21 protein-coding genes are annotated in these 17,638 nt (G+C 54.0%); 8 read left to right on the top strand and 13 right to left on the bottom strand.

What is annotated here, in order from left to right:
• Positions 1–4 precede the first annotated feature (4 nt).
• The 12 genes from BTJ40_RS03705 to BTJ40_RS03650 form a co-directional block, all read right to left on the bottom strand.
• Complete coding sequence (locus BTJ40_RS03705) at positions 5–493, bottom strand: OmpA family protein (RefSeq protein WP_108731830.1); 489 nt, start codon at positions 491–493, stop codon at positions 5–7.
• 99 nt (positions 494–592) lie between these two features.
• Positions 593–1,888 (bottom strand): Tol-Pal system beta propeller repeat protein TolB, encoded by a 1,296-nt coding sequence (gene tolB / locus BTJ40_RS03700; protein WP_108731829.1) that lies wholly within the window; start codon positions 1,886–1,888, stop codon positions 593–595.
• Positions 1,885–2,679: a cell envelope integrity protein TolA gene (gene tolA / locus BTJ40_RS03695; RefSeq protein WP_108735158.1), complete on the bottom strand. Its 795-nt coding sequence runs from the start codon at positions 2,677–2,679 to the stop codon at positions 1,885–1,887. The genes tolB and tolA overlap by 4 nt, the downstream gene beginning before the upstream one ends.
• Positions 2,680–2,686: 7 nt before the next feature.
• On the bottom strand, positions 2,687–3,118 hold the full coding sequence (tolR, locus tag BTJ40_RS03690) for a protein TolR (RefSeq protein WP_108731828.1): 432 nt from the start codon (positions 3,116–3,118) through the stop codon (positions 2,687–2,689).
• Between the two features lie 20 nt (positions 3,119–3,138).
• On the bottom strand, positions 3,139–3,828 hold the full coding sequence (gene tolQ, locus BTJ40_RS03685) for a protein TolQ (RefSeq protein ID WP_108731827.1): 690 nt from the start codon (positions 3,826–3,828) through the stop codon (positions 3,139–3,141).
• 4 nt (positions 3,829–3,832) lie between these two features.
• Positions 3,833–4,237: a tol-pal system-associated acyl-CoA thioesterase gene (gene ybgC / locus BTJ40_RS03680; RefSeq protein ID WP_108731826.1), complete on the bottom strand. Its 405-nt coding sequence runs from the start codon at positions 4,235–4,237 to the stop codon at positions 3,833–3,835.
• A 14-nt stretch (positions 4,238–4,251) separates the two neighbouring features.
• Positions 4,252–5,271, bottom strand: coding sequence for a Holliday junction branch migration DNA helicase RuvB (gene ruvB / locus BTJ40_RS03675; protein WP_108731825.1), 1,020 nt, complete (start codon positions 5,269–5,271; stop codon positions 4,252–4,254).
• Positions 5,272–5,295: 24 nt separating this feature from the next.
• On the bottom strand, positions 5,296–5,907 hold the full coding sequence (gene ruvA, locus BTJ40_RS03670) for a Holliday junction branch migration protein RuvA (protein ID WP_108731824.1): 612 nt from the start codon (positions 5,905–5,907) through the stop codon (positions 5,296–5,298).
• 58 nt (positions 5,908–5,965) lie between these two features.
• Entirely contained in the window at positions 5,966–6,493 is a 528-nt protein-coding gene (ruvC, locus tag BTJ40_RS03665; RefSeq protein ID WP_108731823.1) for a crossover junction endodeoxyribonuclease RuvC, read from the bottom strand.
• A gap of 149 nt (positions 6,494–6,642) precedes the next feature.
• Complete coding sequence (locus BTJ40_RS03660) at positions 6,643–7,386, bottom strand: YebC/PmpR family DNA-binding transcriptional regulator (protein ID WP_108731822.1); 744 nt, start codon at positions 7,384–7,386, stop codon at positions 6,643–6,645.
• A 105-nt stretch (positions 7,387–7,491) separates the two neighbouring features.
• On the bottom strand, positions 7,492–9,270 hold the full coding sequence (aspS, locus tag BTJ40_RS03655; RefSeq protein ID WP_108731821.1) for an aspartate--tRNA ligase: 1,779 nt from the start codon (positions 9,268–9,270) through the stop codon (positions 7,492–7,494).
• Positions 9,271–9,346: 76 nt separating this feature from the next.
• Positions 9,347–9,619 (bottom strand): FmdB family zinc ribbon protein, encoded by a 273-nt coding sequence (locus tag BTJ40_RS03650; RefSeq protein ID WP_108731820.1) that lies wholly within the window; start codon positions 9,617–9,619, stop codon positions 9,347–9,349.
• Positions 9,620–9,906: 287 nt separating this feature from the next.
• On the opposite strand from BTJ40_RS03650, the gene BTJ40_RS03645 reads away from it, so the two are divergent.
• The 5 genes from BTJ40_RS03645 to BTJ40_RS03625 all read left to right on the top strand — a co-directional run bounded on the left by BTJ40_RS03645 (position 9,907) and on the right by BTJ40_RS03625 (position 15,024).
• The gene (locus BTJ40_RS03645) at positions 9,907–10,305 is read left to right on the top strand and encodes an HU family DNA-binding protein (protein ID WP_108731819.1); all 399 of its coding nucleotides are present in this window, start codon (positions 9,907–9,909) and stop codon (positions 10,303–10,305) included.
• 223 nt (positions 10,306–10,528) lie between these two features.
• Positions 10,529–12,256, top strand: coding sequence for a proline--tRNA ligase (locus BTJ40_RS03640; RefSeq protein WP_108731818.1), 1,728 nt, complete (start codon positions 10,529–10,531; stop codon positions 12,254–12,256).
• Between the two features lie 121 nt (positions 12,257–12,377).
• Entirely contained in the window at positions 12,378–12,944 is a 567-nt protein-coding gene (locus tag BTJ40_RS03635) for a lytic transglycosylase domain-containing protein (RefSeq protein ID WP_108731817.1), read from the top strand.
• 3 nt (positions 12,945–12,947) lie between these two features.
• Entirely contained in the window at positions 12,948–14,015 is a 1,068-nt protein-coding gene (locus BTJ40_RS03630; protein ID WP_108731816.1) for a helix-turn-helix transcriptional regulator, read from the top strand.
• A 178-nt stretch (positions 14,016–14,193) separates the two neighbouring features.
• The gene (locus tag BTJ40_RS03625) at positions 14,194–15,024 is read left to right on the top strand and encodes a sterol desaturase family protein (protein ID WP_108731815.1); all 831 of its coding nucleotides are present in this window, start codon (positions 14,194–14,196) and stop codon (positions 15,022–15,024) included.
• A 68-nt stretch (positions 15,025–15,092) separates the two neighbouring features.
• On the opposite strand, the gene BTJ40_RS03620 is transcribed toward BTJ40_RS03625, so the two are convergent.
• Positions 15,093–15,497 (bottom strand): DUF4345 family protein, encoded by a 405-nt coding sequence (locus tag BTJ40_RS03620; RefSeq protein WP_157953870.1) that lies wholly within the window; start codon positions 15,495–15,497, stop codon positions 15,093–15,095.
• Between the two features lie 230 nt (positions 15,498–15,727).
• Here BTJ40_RS03620 and BTJ40_RS03615 point away from each other — a divergent pair, with 230 nt between their 5' ends.
• The 3 genes from BTJ40_RS03615 to BTJ40_RS03605 all read left to right on the top strand — a co-directional run bounded on the left by BTJ40_RS03615 (position 15,728) and on the right by BTJ40_RS03605 (position 17,617).
• Positions 15,728–16,306 (top strand): hypothetical protein, encoded by a 579-nt coding sequence (locus BTJ40_RS03615; RefSeq protein ID WP_108731813.1) that lies wholly within the window; start codon positions 15,728–15,730, stop codon positions 16,304–16,306.
• A gap of 24 nt (positions 16,307–16,330) precedes the next feature.
• Entirely contained in the window at positions 16,331–16,582 is a 252-nt protein-coding gene (locus BTJ40_RS03610) for a peptidylprolyl isomerase (protein WP_108731812.1), read from the top strand.
• Positions 16,583–16,744: 162 nt separating this feature from the next.
• On the top strand, positions 16,745–17,617 hold the full coding sequence (locus BTJ40_RS03605) for a HupE/UreJ family protein (protein ID WP_238152123.1): 873 nt from the start codon (positions 16,745–16,747) through the stop codon (positions 17,615–17,617).
• Positions 17,618–17,638 lie beyond the last annotated feature (21 nt).

The raw sequence follows: 17,638 nt of genomic DNA, 5'->3' as shown, positions 1-17,638 counted from the left end.
ACGATTAGTTAATAACAACGCGACGGTTCATCGCACGGGCAGATTCGTTAGAACCCATTTGAGCCGGACGCTCTTCACCGTAGCTGATTACTTCCAGGTTAGCTGCGTCTACGCCTTGCAGTACCAAAAAGTCGCGAACGGCATTGGCACGACGCTCACCCAGAGCCAGGTTGTACTCGCGAGTACCCAGTTCGTCAGCGTGGCCTTCCAGGCGAACGGAACCGGCGTTGCCGCGCATGCGGTCAGCGTGACGGATCAGCAGTTCACGGGTTTCGGGCTTCAGCAGGGACTGGTCGAAATCGAAGTAAACTACGTTTTCAAGAGGTGCTACGGGCTCAGGGGTAGTATCAAATTCGGTGGTTTCAACCGCGGTATTATTTGCGGTTTCATCTACCATGGTCTCCCCGCCAGTCTTGGTGTCATTGCTGCTACAACCAGCCATAACTGCTAATACACAGGCTAACCCAAGACCTGTTTTTACTGATTTCAACATAAGCTACTCCGCTTTATATATAGTGTTATCGAAAATCCTGAAAGATTTCTACTTGCTCTAATTCACACCCTTCGCTGAAGCGCGTCGGGCACCCCCGCCTTATTCAAAGTACGGCGACCAGGCCGGTTCACGGACATCACCCCTCTGAGAGGGCAGGTTATACTTCACCCCGGCATCCAGCGACACCGCTGCCAGAATACCTTTATCCCCACGTTTGGTAGCGTACATCAACATGGCCCCGTTCGGTGCGATACTAGGGGACTCATCCAGAGTGGTCTCCGTAAGGACACGCATTCTGCCCGAGTTGATATCCATCGTAGCGATAGTAAACACACCCCTATTACGATGCACCATAACCAGTGTCTTTCCATCTGGAGAAACACGGGGCCGCGCATTGTAATCGCCATCGAAGGTTAAGCGGTCGACTTGACCAGTGGCAAGAGTCAATTGGTAAATTTGTGGCTTCCCTCCCCTATCGGAGGTGAAAATCAGTGATTTACCATCTGGCATCCAGTTCGGCTCGGTATCAATGGAGAAGTGCCTTGTCATTCTTGTCAGCTTATTACTGACCAGATCCAGCACATAGATCTCCGGGTTGCCGTCCTTGGAGAGCACCATCGCCAGTTTGGTTCCATCCGGGGACCAGGTCGGCGAGCTGTTGATGCCCTTGAAGTTGGTTAATTGCTTGCGCGCACCGGTGCGCAGGTTCTCGCGGAAAATTGCCGGGCGACCGGTTTCAAAGGAGACGTAGGCGAGTTCCTGGCCATTGGGGGACCACATGGGAGACATCACCGGCGCGCTGAAACGGCGGATCTGCTTGGCGCGAGCACCATCGATATCGGCACGCATCAACAGATAGCTGGGCTTGCCGCCACGGGTCTCTTCCTGCACGTACACCATTTCGGTGGAGAAGGCACCGCGAATACCGGTGATAGCCTCAAAGATCTCATCGGCGGCGCGGTGGGCAATATCCCGCAGCTGGGTCTGGCCGCCACGCACCTGCTTGGTAAACATCTTGTGCTGGCCGAAAACATTGACCAGATCAAAAGTAAGCAGGTAACCGGTGGCCTGCGGCTCAATGCGGCCGGTCACTATGTACTCGGTGCCGAGAATTCGCCAGTCCCGGAATACCACGTCTTCCGGGGCCTTGGGGAAAGACAGCATGTCCTCCTTGGGCACCGGGGAGAAAAGGCCACTGCGTCGCAGGTCTGCGGAAATAATCCCGGAAACATCTTCCGCCAGTACCCCGCCACCAGACCAGCTGAATGGGGATACAGCGATCGGCGTGGGGTCATCGATACCACTGGTAATATCCACCACCAGCTGGGCTCGGGCCCCCAGACTCACCGAGGCGATTGCAATAATAACGACTGTCTTCAGTAAACTCTTGATCATTGGCGCAGATCTTCGACTTTAAAGTTCAAAATGGTTGTGCGGACTTCCCGCTCGAATATCACCGGTTCCTTTTGGGCCAGCTCGGCCACTTCGGGAAATACTTCCACCTTTTTAATGGCGGTCAGTACCGAGCGATCCAGGGCGGCATTACCACTGCCCTCGACGATATTAGCTGCCACCACCCGACCGGTGGGGACAAAGTTTATTTTTACCTTGGTAAGCATACCGTTTCGGGCACTGGGCGGGCGACTCCATACCGCCTCAATCTGCTGCTGAATCGCCTGGCCAACGGACATCACCGCTTGCTCGGCCTCATTCGCATCCAGCAGGTCCTCTTCATCCTGAAGTGCCTCATCAAAAGAACTCTGGCGCTCTTGAGCCAGCTTCTCCTTCAGCTCTTTTTCTTTGCGCGCCTTCTCTTGCTGTTCTTTCTCGCGGCGGGCCTTTTCTGCCTGCGCTTTGCGATCTGCTTCGGCTTTTGCCTTGCGTTTCTTTTCCGCCTCGAGTTTTTTCTTCTGCTCCAGGGCTGCACGGCGCTTACGTTCGACCTCAGCCTTGCGTTTTTGCTCCGCTTCGCGCTCAGCACGCTGTTTTATTTTATCGACCTTTTTCGGCAGTTTCTTCTTCGGTGTTGCCGCTTCAATAGTCACCAGCTTTGCCTGCACAAACTTTGGCATCGGTTTGTGCTCGGGCATACTGCTGGCTTCCCAGCCGTAGGTCATGGCAGCTATCAGCGCCCCGTGCAAAACGAGGCTGATGATAATCGCCAATGCATAAAAGCCTTTATTCACCGGCACCCTACCCCTGAGGTGGCTCTGTCACCAGGCCGACGCTGGGCGCTCCCGCCTGCTGCAGTTCGGTCATGGCATTGACGATCAGGCCATAGCGAGCCTCGGTGTCACCCCACACCAAAACCGGGGTTCCCGGCTTTTGGCGCAATACCTTAGCGACCGTTTGTTTAATTTCTTCGAGCGACTTGGCGCTCTGCTCGTCAGTCCCCAGATTCAGGTAATAGGTGCCATCGGAACGCACAGAAATAATCAGCGGCTCCTCATCGGTTTCCTCCATCGGCGCCGAGGGCGCATTTGGAAGGTCGACTTTGACCCCCTGCATCAACAATGGTGCCGTGACCATAAAGACAATCAACAGCACCAGCATTACGTCAATGTAGGGCACCACATTGATCTCGGAGACCAGCTTCTTCTTGGTTCCTTTGCGAAACACACTCATAGGGCTCGCCTACTCACTACTCAGCCGGAATGCACTTTGCGGTGCAGGATAGAGGAAAACTCCTCGGCGAAAGTTTCGTAGCTGGACAACAGCGACTCCGCCTTGGCGGAATAGCGGTTAAAAGCCATCACCGCAGGAATTGCTGCGAACAAACCCATAGCAGTAGCCACCAACGCCTCACTGATACCGGGTGCGACCGTGGCAATGGTGGCCTGGTGCATGGTGGCGAGGCCACGGAAGGAATTCATAATCCCCCACACGGTGCCAAACAGGCCGATATAGGGACTGACAGAGCCTACGGTTGCCAGGAACGGCAGGTTCATTTCCACCTTTTCCTGCTCTCGGGACATAGCCACACGCATGGCCCGTTCAGTGCCTTCCATTACCGCTTCGGGGCCACTGCTGCCTTGCTGGCGCAGGCGGGTAAACTCGGTAAAACCAGCGCGAAAAAGGGATTCAACACCATCGGTCCGGCCTTTTTCTGCGCGCTCGTTACCTTCGCGGAAGAGTTTGTTCAGGTCGGCACCGGACCAAAAGCGACGTTCGAAATTGTTCAGGGAGCGCTTGGCCTGGGACAGGTAGAGTCCGCGCTGGATAATCATGACCCAGGACACCACAGAGGCCAGTAACAGCAGCAGCATTACTAACTGTACCAACAGGCTGGCGTTCTGGATTAGCCCCCAAAGAGAAAGTTGTTCACCGGCGTTCATCTTCTTAAATAACTGCCTTTAATGCTGAATAAATAGGTTCCGGCAGGGCACAGGGCCTGCGGCTGTCGTCAGCGACACAAGCAACTTTGACCACGCCTTCGCAAATTAGCTCATCGCCGCGCCAGATTTTTTGTTCAAAAGTCACTGCGGCCCGCCCCAGTTTGCCAATCGAGGCCGTAGCGCGCAATGCATCATCGAGGAGAGCTGACCTTCGATACTGGATCTCAGCGGAGTGCACCACCAGCAACAGCCCCTGTTCCGGCATCGCCGGCTTATCATACCCGAGGGAGCGCAGCAGTTCTGTGCGCGCGCGCTCCATATACTTCAAATAATTCACGTAATAGACGATACCGCCCGCGTCGGTATCTTCTATATAAACTCGCAGCGGAATACTGAAAACTTCCTTCACTCCATCCTCTCTCACTACTTATTATCGGGCTTCGGCAGGCCGAAGTGTTCATAAGCCAGGCCAGTTGCCACTCGCCCCCGCGGTGTGCGGGCGATATAACCCTGCTGAATCAGGTAGGGCTCCAACACATCTTCCAGGGTATCCCGCTCCTCACTGACCGCTGCAGCGAGACTGTCCACTCCCACCGGTCCACCATCGAACTTCTCGATCATGGCCAATAGCATACGGCGATCCAACTGGTCGAAGCCACGGGAATCCACATTGAGCATATTGAGGGCTGCATCGGCAATGGCGGAATCTACGGCACCATCACCTTTAACTTCCGCGTAGTCACGCACACGGCGCAATAAGCGGTTGGCAATTCGGGGAGTACCGCGGGCTCGACGGGCAACTTCCAAGGCACCGCCCTCATCCATATCCACCCCCATCAAACCGGCTGAGCGGCGCACGATACTGGTGAGATCCTCGACGTTATAGAACTCAAGGCGCTGGACAATGCCGAAGCGATCCCTCAGTGGCGAGGTGAGCAGACCCGCCCTTGTGGTAGCCCCCACCAGGGTAAAGGGTGGCAGGTCGAGCTTGATAGAGCGCGCCGCTGGCCCTTCGCCGATCATAATATCCAGCTGGTAGTCTTCCATCGCTGGATACAGGACCTCTTCCACATGGGGGCTGAGGCGGTGGATCTCATCGATAAACAGCACATCCCCCGGTTCCAGATTGGTCATTAATGCCGCCAGGTCGCCAGCTTTTTCCAGTACCGGGCCTGAGGTGGTCTTAATGGCCACCCCCATTTCGGCGGCGATAATATTTGCCAGGGTGGTTTTCCCCAGTCCCGGCGGGCCGAATACCAGGGTGTGATCCAGGGCCTCTTTGCGCAACTTGGCGGCCTGAATAAAAATCTCCATCTGTTCCCGCACCACCGGCTGACCCACATAATCGTCCAGGGTTTTGGGGCGCACAGCGCGGTCGTACTGCTCTTCCTGGCCCGAGGGGCCCGCAGGTCCCGGTGCCACCAAACGGTCGGCTTCAATCATTGCAACAACTCCAGGGCACTCAGATTAAGCGGGGGCCATTCCCTTAAGGGCCAGGCGAATCAAGGCCGCACTATCGGCACCCGGCTGCTCCTTGCTGGCCCGGGCCACCATTTTACTGGCTTCAGAGGGCTTGTAGCCCAGAGCAGCCAAAGCGCTCTCCGCCTCGCCGGTGTGATCCACCTTGGGTTCGGCAGCTGCGGCCATCAGAGGGATATCATTGGCGTCGCCAAAGTCCGGGGTCAATTTATCCCGCAACTCTACGATCAGGCGCTCAGCGGTCTTTTTACCCACACCGGGAACCTTAACCAGCGCCGCTACATTATCCTCCGACACACAACGGGCCAGGGCCGTACCGTCCAGCCCGGATAAAATAGCCAGGGCCATCTTGGGGCCTACTCCACTTACCTTGATCAAGGTCCGAAACAGTTTGCGATCCCCATCGCGGATAAAGCCATACAGCTGCTGGGCGGTTTCGGATACCGCCAAATGGGTGTGCAGCTGCACCGACTGGCCCAGGGCTGGCAGTTCGAAAATCGTGGTCATGGGTGCGAGTACTTCATAACCTACTCCCTGTACATCCACCAGTAACAGGGGGGGCTGCACAGCGGCCAGAGTACCAGTCAATCTTCCAATCATGTGTTATTCCAGGTTTATTTTGTCTGCGCCCTACATAGGAGCCAATTCTATCAGCCGATCACACACTGAGACGGCCACGACGAAAACGACTGCGCGCTCCGCCAGCGGTAACTACCAGAGTCTGCTCGGTATGCATATGGCACAGTGCCACGGCGAGTGCATCGGCGGCATCCTCTTGTGGCGATGCCGGCAGGGACAGCAGTGTTTTAACCATATGCTGTACCTGCAATTTATCCGCAGCACCGTTACCGACCACCGCCTGCTTCACTTTGCGGGCTTCATACTCAGCTACTTCCAGACCAATGTTTGCCCCAGCCACAATAGCTGCCCCCCGGGCCTGGCCCAGTTTCAGGGCGGAGCCGGCGCTCTTGGACATAAAGACATTTTCAATCGCCATCTGGGCTGGACGGTATTGTTGAGCGATTTGGCTCACAGCATCAAAAATCAGTTTGAGGCGCTCTGGCAGGGGTCCCTCTGGAATGCGAATCACTCCACTGGCCACATAGCGGGCCTTGCCCCGCTCCACATCGATAATTCCATAGCCCGTTTTTCGCGAGCCGGGGTCAATACCCAGGATTCGGGTCAAAAGGCAGCTCTCCAAATATCTGTATGTTTATATAGTGGTGGGAGTGTCCCAAGGCGGGCAGGTAGCGTCAAGGGAAGGAGTGTAAGAAGGGTCTGAAAAGATAAAAACCAGAGGCGGGACTGAGCCCACCTCCAGTTGAGGAGCGGACCTTAGCCCAACTCCTCCATCACCTCTGCCGGGATATCCGCATTGGTGTAAACATTTTGCACATCGTCCAGGTCTTCCAGCATCTCGATCAGAGCGAGCACTTTTTCAGCACCGTCTTTATCGAGCGGAATGGTAGTGGACGGAATCATGGCAATTTCAGCATTGTCCGGCTTAAAACCGGCTGCAACCAAGGCGTCCTTGACCGTCAGGTAGTCCTGGAATTCAGTGGTAACTTCAACGCTGCCGTCATCGTTGGATTCGATATCCTCAGCTCCGGCTTCGAGGGCCGCTTCCATCAAAGTATCTTCATCCACACCGGTCTCGTAATACATCTGACCTTTGCGGGTGAACAGGTAGCTCACCGAGCCGTCGGTACCCAGGTTGCCACCGCGCTTGGTAAAAGCGTGGCGCACTTCAGCAACGGTGCGGTTGCGGTTGTCTGTGAGGCACTCCACTAAAACCGCTACACCGCCAACGCCGTAGCCTTCGTAAACTACGGCTTCATAGTTTTCACCCTCAGCATTGCCGGCGCCACGGGCGATGGCCTTGTCGATGGTGTCGCGCTTCATATTGGCACCCAGCGCCTTATCGATAGTGGCGCGCAGCGCTGGGTTATCGTCCGGGTTTGGACCCGATTTGGCGGCTACCGTCAGCTCGCGAATGATCTTGGTAAAGACCTTGCCCCGCTTGGCATCCTGAGCTGCTTTGCGGTGCTTAATATTGGCCCATTTACTATGTCCGGCCATTTTCCGTCTCTCTTCAGTCAGTGCGTAGGATGGGCCAAAGAGCGAAGCGAATCGCCCATCACCACGATTGGATGGGCCCGCTTCGCTCGGCCCATCGGGGAAAAATCAGCTGATTTTTTCTTCTTTTTGTCGCAGGCGAATGCTCAGCTCACGCAGCTGTTTCGCATCCACAGCACCCGGGGCATCTGTCATCACACAGGCAGCGCTCTGGGTTTTCGGGAAAGCGATCACATCGCGAATAGAATCGCTACCGGTCATCAGCATCACCAGGCGATCCAGACCAAAGGCCAGGCCACCATGGGGCGGAGCACCGTATTTGAGTGCATCCAGCAGGAAGCCGAACTTCTCGCGCTGCTCTTGTGCATCGATACCCAGGATGCGGAATACCGCTTCCTGCATCAACTGGTCGTGGATACGAACAGAACCACCACCCAACTCAGTGCCGTTAAGTACCATATCGTAAGCACGGGACAGAGCTTCGAGCGGATTCTTCTCCAGTTCTTCCGGAGTACAGGAAGGTGCAGTGAACGGGTGGTGCAACGCAGTCAGGCTGCCATCGTCATTTTCTTCAAACATCGGGAAGGCGACAACCCACAAAGGCGCCCACTCGCTGGTGTACAGATCCAAATCTTCACCCAGCTTGCAACGCAATGCACCCAGGGCTTCGGAGACAATCTTGGCCTTGTCCGAACCGAAGAAAAGAACATCACCGTCTTCCGCTTGCAGGCGATCGAGAATGGCTGCGCGGGTTTCAATCGGCAGGAATTTAACGATTGGCGACTGCAGACCATTTTCCAGGTCAGAGCGGTCGTTAACCTTGATATACGCCAGGCCCTTGGCACCATAAATACCGACAAACTTGCCGTAATCGTCCAGCTGCTTGCGGGTCAGTTTCTTACAACCGCCGGGTACCTTGATCGCGGCAACACGGCCTTTTGGATCGTTGGCAGGTCCGGAGAATACCTTGAAGTCCACCTCGGTCATCAGGTCCTTGATCTCTACCATCTCCAGCGGAATACGCAGGTCCGGCTTATCGGAGCCGTAGCGCAGCATTGCCTGGTAGTGGGTCATGCGCGGGAATTCACCCAGATCAACACCCTTCAACTCTTTAAACAGTTTACGAACCATATTCTCGGTGATCGACATGATTTCCTCTTCATTGAGGAAGGAGGTCTCAATATCGATCTGAGTAAATTCGGGCTGGCGATCAGCGCGTAAATCCTCATCGCGGAAACACTTGGCGATCTGGTAATAGCGATCGAAACCAGAAACCATCAGCAACTGCTTAAATAATTGCGGAGACTGCGGCAGGGCGAAGAATTTGCCCTCGTGGGTGCGGCTCGGCACCAGGTAATCCCGGGCACCCTCTGGAGTGGCGCGAGTCAGGATTGGAGTCTCGATATCGAGAAAACCGTGCTCATCCAGGTAATTGCGGATCGCGGTAGTCAGCTTGGAACGGAAATACAGGTTGTTCTGCATTTCGTTGCGACGCAGGTCCAGGTAGCGGTATTTCAAGCGGATATCTTCACCCACATCGGTGTGCTCATCCAGCTGGAAAGGCACTGTCTCAGCGGTATTCAGAATTTCCAGTTCGGTGCCGTAAACCTCTACTTCACCGGTCACCATATTGGGATTCACGGCCTCTGGGGCGCGGGCGCGCACACGACCTGTCACTTTAAGCACATATTCGCTGCGCACGCGATCGGCCATTTCGAAGTGCTCGGCCGCATCCGGGTCGAATACCACCTGAACAATGCCCTCTCGGTCGCGCAGGTCGATAAAAATCACTCCGCCGTGATCGCGGCGGCGGTCGACCCAGCCACAGAGGGTTACTACGCGGTCAATGTCCGCGGAACGAAGGACGCCACAGTAATCGCTGCGCATGGATGAAAATTCCCGTTATCGATAGGTAAAAGATTAGTTAGAGGGTACACCGCGCGGACAGCTCCGCACAGCTCGCCTAGGCCGTCTTTGCCGCCGCTGTGCCAGACTTGTCGCTTTTGGCCTTGCCGCTATTGGCTGAGTCACCGCCAGCGAGGTTTTTCTTGCTACCAGTTTTAAAGTCGGTCTCATACCAGCCGGCGCCCTTCAGGCGAAACCCAGCCGCTGAGATTTTCTTGCGCAGCTCGGCCTTCTCGCAAGCTGGACAGTCTTTGAGCGGGTCATCACTCATCCGCTGCAAAACTTCCATTTCATGGCCGCAGGCATTGCACTGGTATTCATAGATCGGCATTACACAGTACCTGGTGCTTAAAAAAAGGGGGAGAGAGTATACATGAGGCCTACAGAGGTAAGAAGCTGCACGGGTCTTTTCACTGGGTAAAGCGTCCCATAAAGGCGACTAAAGGCTAAAAAATGTAAAAAAAGCACTATTTTTCTAGTATTTCTCCGTGCGGCCGAACAAAAACTATATATACTTCCCCCATCACCCGCTGAGACACCCGCTACGGATGCAGCGCAGCGGGAGAAAAAACACACTTTTACCGGATATATACCGAACAACAAAGAAGGAAGTAAGCCATGGCTGTCTCCAAGAAAGCTGCTACCAAAAAGGCCCCGGCAAAGAAAGCTGCGGCCAAAGCTGCACCGGCCAAGAAAGTAAAAGCAATCAAGGAAAAGTACACCAAGACTCAAGTACTGAATCAGATTGCTGAGAACACCGAGCTGTCCCGCAAGCAGGTTCAATCTGTACTGGACGAGCTGAACGATATCATCGAAGGCCACATCAAGAAGCGCGCAATTGGCGAATTCACCCTGCCGGGCCTGATGAAAATCACCACCGTGAAAAAGCCAGCTAAGAAAGCTCGTAAAGGTATCAACCCCTTCACCGGTGAAGAGACTACCTTCAAGGCGAAGCCTGCCAGCATCCAGGTTAAAGTCCGCCCACTGAAGAAGCTGAAGGAAATGGCAGAGAACTAATACACTCTGTAAAACCTCAGCTTAAAAACCCCGCTTATGCGGGGTTTTTTATTCACCCTCTGTGAATAGATCCCAGAGCGGTACCCAGGCACCCATTAAACAGATACCCCGGTATAGCTAAAGGCAATCCGCTTCGGGGCAATACCGCCCCCAGGCAATATTTATTGCCCGGCGAATAGCGTAAAATAGCCTGCTTACCCGTAATAGAATCCATATAAGTCCTATGCGCGCATCTCGTTATCTCATTGCAACCCAAAAAGAAACTCCCAACGACGCAGTGGTAATCAGCCATCAGCTGATGCTGCGTGCCGGTATGATCCGTCGCCTGTCTTCAGGTCTCTACACCTGGCTGCCCACCGGGTTGCGGGTTTTGCGCAAGGTCGAGCGCATTGTTCGTGAAGAGATGGACCGTGCTGGCTCCCTGGAAGTATTGATGCCGGTCGTGCAGCCGGCAGAGCTTTGGGAAGAGTCCGGCCGCTGGCAGCAGTACGGCCCCGAACTCCTGCGCATCAAGGATCGCCACAACAATGACTTCTGTCTGGGCCCGACCCACGAGGAAGTCATCACCGACCTGATCCGCGGTGAAATCAATAGCTATAAGCAGTTGCCCGCCAACTTCTACCAGGTGCAGACTAAATTCCGCGATGAAATCCGTCCGCGCTTTGGCGTAATGCGCGCTCGCGAATTCACCATGAAGGATGCCTACTCCTTCCACGTGAACGAGGATTCCCTGCAGGAAACCTACGATATTATGCACGGTGCCTACTGCCGAATTTTTGAGCGCATCGGCCTGGACTACCGTCCGGTACTGGCAGACACCGGTTCAATCGGTGGTTCCAGCTCCCACGAATTCCACGTGCTGGCGCAGAGCGGCGAAGACGATATCGCCTTTTCCACAGAATCCCGCTACGCCGCCAATATCGAATTGGCTGAAGCGGTTGCCCCAGCTGGCGGGCGCCCTGCTCCGTCGCAGGAGATGCAGGAAGTTCATACGCCGAACCAAAAAACCATCGCCGATGTCAGCGAGTTTTTGAAAAGTGATCCCGCCCACTCAGTAAAAACCCTGATTGTTCTGGGCGAGTGTGAAGAGGGTGAAACCGCTCCATTAATTGCCCTGATACTGCGCGGCGATCACGAGCTGAACGAATTAAAGGCAGAGAAACTGGCTGGAATCGCCAGCCCCATTCAGTTCGCCCCAGAAGAGCGCATTGCCGAAGAACTCAGCTGCAACATTGGCTCCCTGGGCCCGGTGGGCATGAAGATCGAGACTGTTGTGGATCGCTCTGCGGCGCACCTGGCAGACTTTATCTGCGGCGCCAATCGCGATGACTACCACTTAACCGGTGTGAACTGGGGTCGCGATGTGGAATTGGGCCGCGTCGAAGACCTGCGTAATGTAGTGGCAGGCGACGCCAGCCCCGATGGCCAGGGCACCCTGGAAATCAAACGGGGTATCGAGGTCGGCCACATTTTCCAGTTGGGCGATAAGTACAGCCGCGCTATGAATGCCACAGTACTGGATGAAAACGGAAAAGAGCAGGTTATGTCCATGGGCTGCTATGGCATCGGCGTTTCCCGCATCGTTGCTGCAGCGATCGAACAAAACCACGATGACTCCGGCATTATCTGGCCAACTGCTATCGCACCTTTCCAGCTCGCCATTGTGCCGATCAATATGCACAAAAGCGATGTGGTAAGGGAGAAGTGCGAGCACCTGTATGAGTCCTTGTGTAGCAAAGGCATTGATGTACTGCTGATGGACGAAGCCAAAGCACGACTGGGCGCTATGCTCGCCGATGTGGAGCTGATCGGCATTCCCCATCGTATTGTTATCGGCGATCGAGGCCTGGAAAAAGGTGTCGTGGAATATAAAGGTCGCGGCGACGCGGAAAGCCAGGAGTTTGCCGTATCCCAGCTCGAAGAAGTGTTATTGGAAAAATTTAATCAATAATTGTCGAGCCGCCCGGTCTGCCCCCAAGCGGGCCGGGACCTCTCACGGCAAAAGTGCTTTTTATCGGCGGCGTCACAAAATCACGCTGCCCATTTTGCCGGGCTTTTCGTAGAATCACCCCATGATAAAAAAAGCCACCGCCCTCTTGTTGCTCTGCCTTACCTGCTGTGCCGCCCAGGCTCAAAGCAGTAGAGCCGAGATCGACCCGGAGTTGCGCCTCGCCCTGCAGGACGCAGTTACCCAGGCCGACAGCTTTGTGGACCGCTTCGATGCGGAAGTGTGGCTAATGTCTAAATCCCAGCCTCTGTCCCGCTATATCAAAGATCCCAAGCGGCGGATGCACGTACTGAAAGCCGTCCACCGGGAGGCAACTCGGGCCGGGCTGCGCCCGGAAATTGTATTGGCGGTTATCCAGATTGAGAGTGCTTTTGACCCCTATGCGATATCCCGCGTTGGCGCTCTGGGTATGATGCAGGTAATGCCATTCTGGAAAAATGAAATCGGTCGACCCGACGATAACCTGATCGATATGGACACCAACCTAAGGTACGGATGTACCATTCTTAAACACTACATCAAAAAAGCCAAAGGCAACCTGGCCAACGCCCTCGCCTATTACAATGGTAGCTACGGCCGCCATACTTATAGCAGCAAGGTCCTGGATGCCTGGGCCGAGCGCTGGAGATAAACGATGACCGCCGGCTACTTATTTTTCTCCGGCGGTGCATGCGCTCTTCTTTTATTGGCAGCAACCAAGGTTGCTATACATCATTACCGGCTTGTTGCCGGGCGCTGCTTATTGGCCCTGCTGATAGCCGTGATCTGCTATTTACTCTGGCCCATCCTGCCACAATTGAGTGGACCTACTGCGCTCTTGCTTAACTTGCCAATTACTCTGATTCCCGCAATTTTTTGGCTGTTTACTCACCTGTTATGCCGCGAGGAAGAGCCTTTTCCCCTGTGGGGCTGGATCCCGATTGGTATTACCCTGGTCATCGGCATAGTGGCCTACCACGCACCATTGCCATTAACGTCAGATCAGCAATCCCCACTATTTACCCTTTCGCAGCTACTCAAACTCGGTTTAATCAGCCTCGGCCTACTGACACTACAACGGCAGTTTCACCTGGACTTGGTCGCAGAGCGCCGACGCCTGCGCACAACCCTGCTTATCGCCGTCGGCGCCTATATGCTGGTGGTAATTGGCGCAGAATCTATCTTTGCCTACCGCCCGCTTCCCAACGGTGTACCGACACTGCACGCGCTATTTGCCAGCCTGTTGTCACTGGTGGCCTGCCTATGGTTGCTGGCCCTATCCCCCAGCGCTCTGGGAGAATCCCTGCCGCGCCCGAAGAGCAGCGAGCCAGAGGAGGAAGAACAGCCTTTAGCTCCGCCACCTGAACTGGATGAACAACAGCAAACCCAGCTGCAAAAATTACAGGAACATATGCACAACGGTGGTTATCGCCATACCGGACTCACCATCAGAGAGCTTGCGGAGCAGTTGGATATTCGCGAACATGTGCTGCGTGTGTTGATTAATCGCCACCTGGGTTATCGCAATTTTAACGAATACCTAAATCAGTTTCGTATCGATGAGGCCAGCAACCGGTTGGCAGATCCGGAGCAGGCCCATTTGCCAGTACTCACCATTGCTCTGGACATCGGCTATCGCTCCTTGAGCCCGTTTAACGCTGCTTTCAAGCGCCGTCACAGCCAAACTCCCACTGAGTACCGCCGGGAAAAGCTGCCCGCCTGAATCTCCTCTCCTGAAAGAATCCGTCAGCATTTTTTCATATTCCGTAAGCCCGCAAAGTAAAAGGCTCCCAGACTGGGAGCGCGGTGAAAGTGATTTTCCCGCTGCGTGCCCGGCTCACCGAGACCCGTTTTAACACCGGTGAGTCTCCCTTCAATAGAAGAATAATGATGGTGAGAATATGGATTTTTTAGTCGACATATCCCAGGACGGAGCCAAACATTTCCAGTTGAGTTTATTTCGCTATGTGCTGGCCGCTTCAGTAATGAGTATTTTGGCCGGCTGGCTATTTCGCACCTGGATGAACCGGCGCCGTATCCAAAAGCGTCGTGCCGAGTGGAAAGATATTCGGCGGGAGGTGAGTTATTCACTATTAACGGTGTGTATCTTTACCCTGGTAGGGGTTATTACTACCATGATGCACGATCTGGGAATGACCAAATTTTACTGGCAGTGGAGCGATTATCCACTCTGGTGGAGTATTGCCAGCCTGCCAGTAGTGATTTTGATCCACGACGCTTATTTTTACTGGACCCACCGAGGTATGCACCACCCCAAGGTGTTTAAACACTTCCACCGCCTGCACCATCAGTCCAGAACACCCACCCCCTGGACGGCATACAGTTTCTCTGTAGGTGAAGCGGTCCTGATGGGCGCTTTCTCTCCCCTGATTGCCCTGATACTGCCGCTTAATCCAACTATTTGGTTCACCTTTTTATTTATCAGCATCTTCCGCAACGCCATGCTGCACACTGGCCGCGAGTTCCATCCCCGCAGCTGGGTCGACGGCCCTATGGACAGGCTCACCACCACGACTCACCACGACTTGCACCACCAGCGCTTCCAGGGCAACTACGGCTTTTACTTCACTTGGTGGGATCGCTGGATGGGCACAGAATTTAAGGACTACAAGCAAGTCTTCCGGCAAGCAGTGGATGGGCAATTACACGGGGGAGAAAAAGAGGTGGAAATAGACAACAGCGCAGCAGAAGGCGTAAAAGCTCACGCTTAACCCACTCAAATTACTTAAATGGGTGCCGGGGTTCCCCCGGCTCCTTTCCGCTAGCTGTAACAACCGTGTTAATGGCCATGTTGCAAAGGCAACCAGCGGGATTCTCGGTAACAGTAAAGTCCCCAGATCACAAAGACGACTTCGATAGCAAAAAGCACTAAATTGCGCTGGTCAAAACCACTGATAAATAACATTCCGTAGAGGCGCCCAAGAGCGAAGCCGATATAGGCAATAGACATCGCAGCGTAAGCAACCCTGCGGTGCGGGCGCATAGCCAAAGCCACCAGTAGAATCACCGCGATGGCCAACATAAACCCGCCATAAGTGGCCATAAACTCGGGCATGGCTTCGGGGGTATCAAATGAAAAATCCACTTCATTCGCAAGGCTCTGCGGTTTAAACAGGGCCCAGAGGCCAATAGAAGCAAAAATCAATAGATTGAGTGTCAAGTAGACTCTTCCCAAATATTTCAATCGATTCTCCCCTCTAATTTCTGTTACTCACCCCTATACAAGGGGAACACCGCTTTGGAGTACTGTCACAGTATATATGAGCCACACCCCGCCATACGCCGGAACAATTCACCAATTTGGTACAAAGCGATGGATTTATCAATATTTTCTTGCTGGCAAACTGAGAATGTCTTTCCATAATTAGAATCCACAGCGCAACTCCGACCCACTCCAAAATAAGGGCCGCGCTTTTGAATACCACTACCTTCCTCAAGTCATTGGCGAAAGAGCCCCTGCTGTATTTTATTGCGATCGCCCTAATCCTATTGGGATTGGGAGAAATCCTGGAACCGCCTGCACAAGAGATTGTTATCAGCGAGGGGCGCGTCGAACATCTACGTTCGGTTTTTGAGCGCAAGTGGCACAGGTACCCCTCAGATAGCGAGCTGGAGCAACTTATTGAGAATTACCTAAGAGAGGAAATACTTTACAGGGAAGCGCTTGCCCTGGGATTAGCCGAGAACGACACGGTAATCCGCCGCCTACAAATGAAAATGGAACTTACGGCACGTAATTTCGCTGACACTCAAGGCCCAGGCGATCAAGTATTGGAGAAATTCCTTCAAGGCCAGGCCGATAAATACCAGCTTCCCCCCACCCTATCTTTCCAACAACGATTTTTCTCAGTGGATCTGGCCTCATCAGATTCACGTGATTTTAACGACTTACTCATGCAGCTAAACAGCGGTCAGGCTTCACCAATGATTGGAGACTCAACCCTACTGCCAGCTGCTTTTATCGGCACTTCAGAGCCACGAATAGACAGGTAATTTGGGCTGGGATTTTCCGCTCAATTGTCCAAGCTGCCTATTGGCAAGTGGAGTGGTCCAGTCCGCTCGACCTTCGGCAATCACCTGGTCCTCCTTGAGGAAATCAAGTCCACCCAGCTACCGGCATTGGCTGAAATACGCAGCCGCGTACTAAATGATTGGCAATCCCAGGCGCAAAAGAAGATTCTGCAGGAGCAGTATCTCCAGTACCGTAAAAACTACGAGGTCACTGTCCACAAGCCGGATAACTTCTCAGCCGAGGTTGCCGTCAAGTGATGCACATCCGGCCACTCCTGTTCATTCTGCTCCTCAGCTTTACTCCAATACTATCTGCCCACGAACTGCGCCCGGCTTACCTGGGCATCACTCAAGTTGATGCACAGTTATTTAAAGTACTTTGGCGATTGCCCGCACAAGGCGATCTTCGCCTCGCTCTGAATGCCCATTTGGACCAAGCTGCCTCCCCCCCTAAGCCAACCCAGAGCGCAAATAAGTAAGGGCTACTACACAGAGCACTGGACCATCCATCACCCCAGGGAGCTACAACAGCTATCTATTCATATCAATGGCCTACAGAGCACTATGACCGATGCGCTAGTGCGGATCTCCTGGTTAGATGGGCGTGAGCAAGTTATCCGACTGACACCAGACCAGCCAGAATGGACCCTTGACCAACCCACCAGCGAGCTCCAAGTCGCTCAAACTTACTTTGTGCTGGGCGTTGAACATATTCTTTTCGGTGTCGATCACTTGTTGTTCGTTTTGGCCCTGATCTTGCTCAAACAAAGCCTTCGCCAGCTGATCGGCACTATCACTGCTTTCACTATCGCCCACAGTATTACCTTAGCAGCTGCCGTACTGGGCTATATCCATCTGCCATCAGCGCCAGTGGAGGCGATTATCGCCCTCAGTATTTTACTGGCAGCCAGAGAGTCTGTACGCCAGAGGCATGGTGTTTTCAGTTTGACCAGTCGCTACCCATGGGCAATTGCCTTTGCTTTTGGACTTTTACACGGTTTGGGTTTTGCCGGTGTACTGGGCGAAATTGGGCTTCCCCAGGCATTACTGACTTTTAATCTCGGTGTGGAAGTGGGGCAATTAGTATTTATCTCTGCTGTTCTTGCAGCAATCAACTTGTATCAAAAGTTCCTTAAACACTGGCCAGGGTATGCCATTCGGAACCGCGAACAATACTCTTTCGGGGAAGGTGGAGGTATCGGAATACCAGTCGCTACGGTGGTCGCGTATACGCTGGGGGGCATTGCCTACTACTGGGTGATTGAGCGCAGCCTGCTTATTGTTTTCCCATAACAGAGAACATTAACCGGTGCC

The organism is Microbulbifer sp. A4B17, from assembly GCF_003076275.1.
Classification (GTDB): domain Bacteria; phylum Pseudomonadota; class Gammaproteobacteria; order Pseudomonadales; family Cellvibrionaceae; genus Microbulbifer.
This window is presented reverse-complemented; position numbering and strand designations above follow the sequence as displayed.

What these genes read in the sequence shown, in the direction of transcription:
- BTJ40_RS03705 (WP_108731830.1), bottom strand. Translation starts at nt 493, where the DNA reads ATGTTGAAATCAGTAAAAACAGGTCTTGGGTTAGCCTGTGTATTAGCA.
- tolB (WP_108731829.1), bottom strand. Translation starts at nt 1,888, where the DNA reads ATGATCAAGAGTTTACTGAAGACAGTCGTTATTATTGCAATCGCCTCG.
- tolR (WP_108731828.1), bottom strand. Translation starts at nt 3,118, where the DNA reads ATGAGTGTGTTTCGCAAAGGAACCAAGAAGAAGCTGGTCTCCGAGATC.
- tolQ (WP_108731827.1), bottom strand. Translation starts at nt 3,828, where the DNA reads ATGAACGCCGGTGAACAACTTTCTCTTTGGGGGCTAATCCAGAACGCC.
- ruvB (WP_108731825.1), bottom strand. Translation starts at nt 5,271, where the DNA reads ATGATTGAAGCCGACCGTTTGGTGGCACCGGGACCTGCGGGCCCCTCG.
- ruvA (WP_108731824.1), bottom strand. Translation starts at nt 5,907, where the DNA reads ATGATTGGAAGATTGACTGGTACTCTGGCCGCTGTGCAGCCCCCCCTG.
- BTJ40_RS03660 (WP_108731822.1), bottom strand. Translation starts at nt 7,386, where the DNA reads ATGGCCGGACATAGTAAATGGGCCAATATTAAGCACCGCAAAGCAGCT.
- aspS (WP_108731821.1), bottom strand. Translation starts at nt 9,270, where the DNA reads ATGCGCAGCGATTACTGTGGCGTCCTTCGTTCCGCGGACATTGACCGC.
- BTJ40_RS03650 (WP_108731820.1), bottom strand. Translation starts at nt 9,619, where the DNA reads ATGCCGATCTATGAATACCAGTGCAATGCCTGCGGCCATGAAATGGAA.
- BTJ40_RS03645 (WP_108731819.1), top strand. Translation starts at nt 9,907, where the DNA reads ATGGCTGTCTCCAAGAAAGCTGCTACCAAAAAGGCCCCGGCAAAGAAA.
- BTJ40_RS03640 (WP_108731818.1), top strand. Translation starts at nt 10,529, where the DNA reads ATGCGCGCATCTCGTTATCTCATTGCAACCCAAAAAGAAACTCCCAAC.
- BTJ40_RS03635 (WP_108731817.1), top strand. Translation starts at nt 12,378, where the DNA reads ATGATAAAAAAAGCCACCGCCCTCTTGTTGCTCTGCCTTACCTGCTGT.
- BTJ40_RS03630 (WP_108731816.1), top strand. Translation starts at nt 12,948, where the DNA reads ATGACCGCCGGCTACTTATTTTTCTCCGGCGGTGCATGCGCTCTTCTT.
- BTJ40_RS03625 (WP_108731815.1), top strand. Translation starts at nt 14,194, where the DNA reads ATGGATTTTTTAGTCGACATATCCCAGGACGGAGCCAAACATTTCCAG.
- BTJ40_RS03605 (WP_238152123.1), top strand. Translation starts at nt 16,745, where the DNA reads ATGCCCATTTGGACCAAGCTGCCTCCCCCCCTAAGCCAACCCAGAGCG.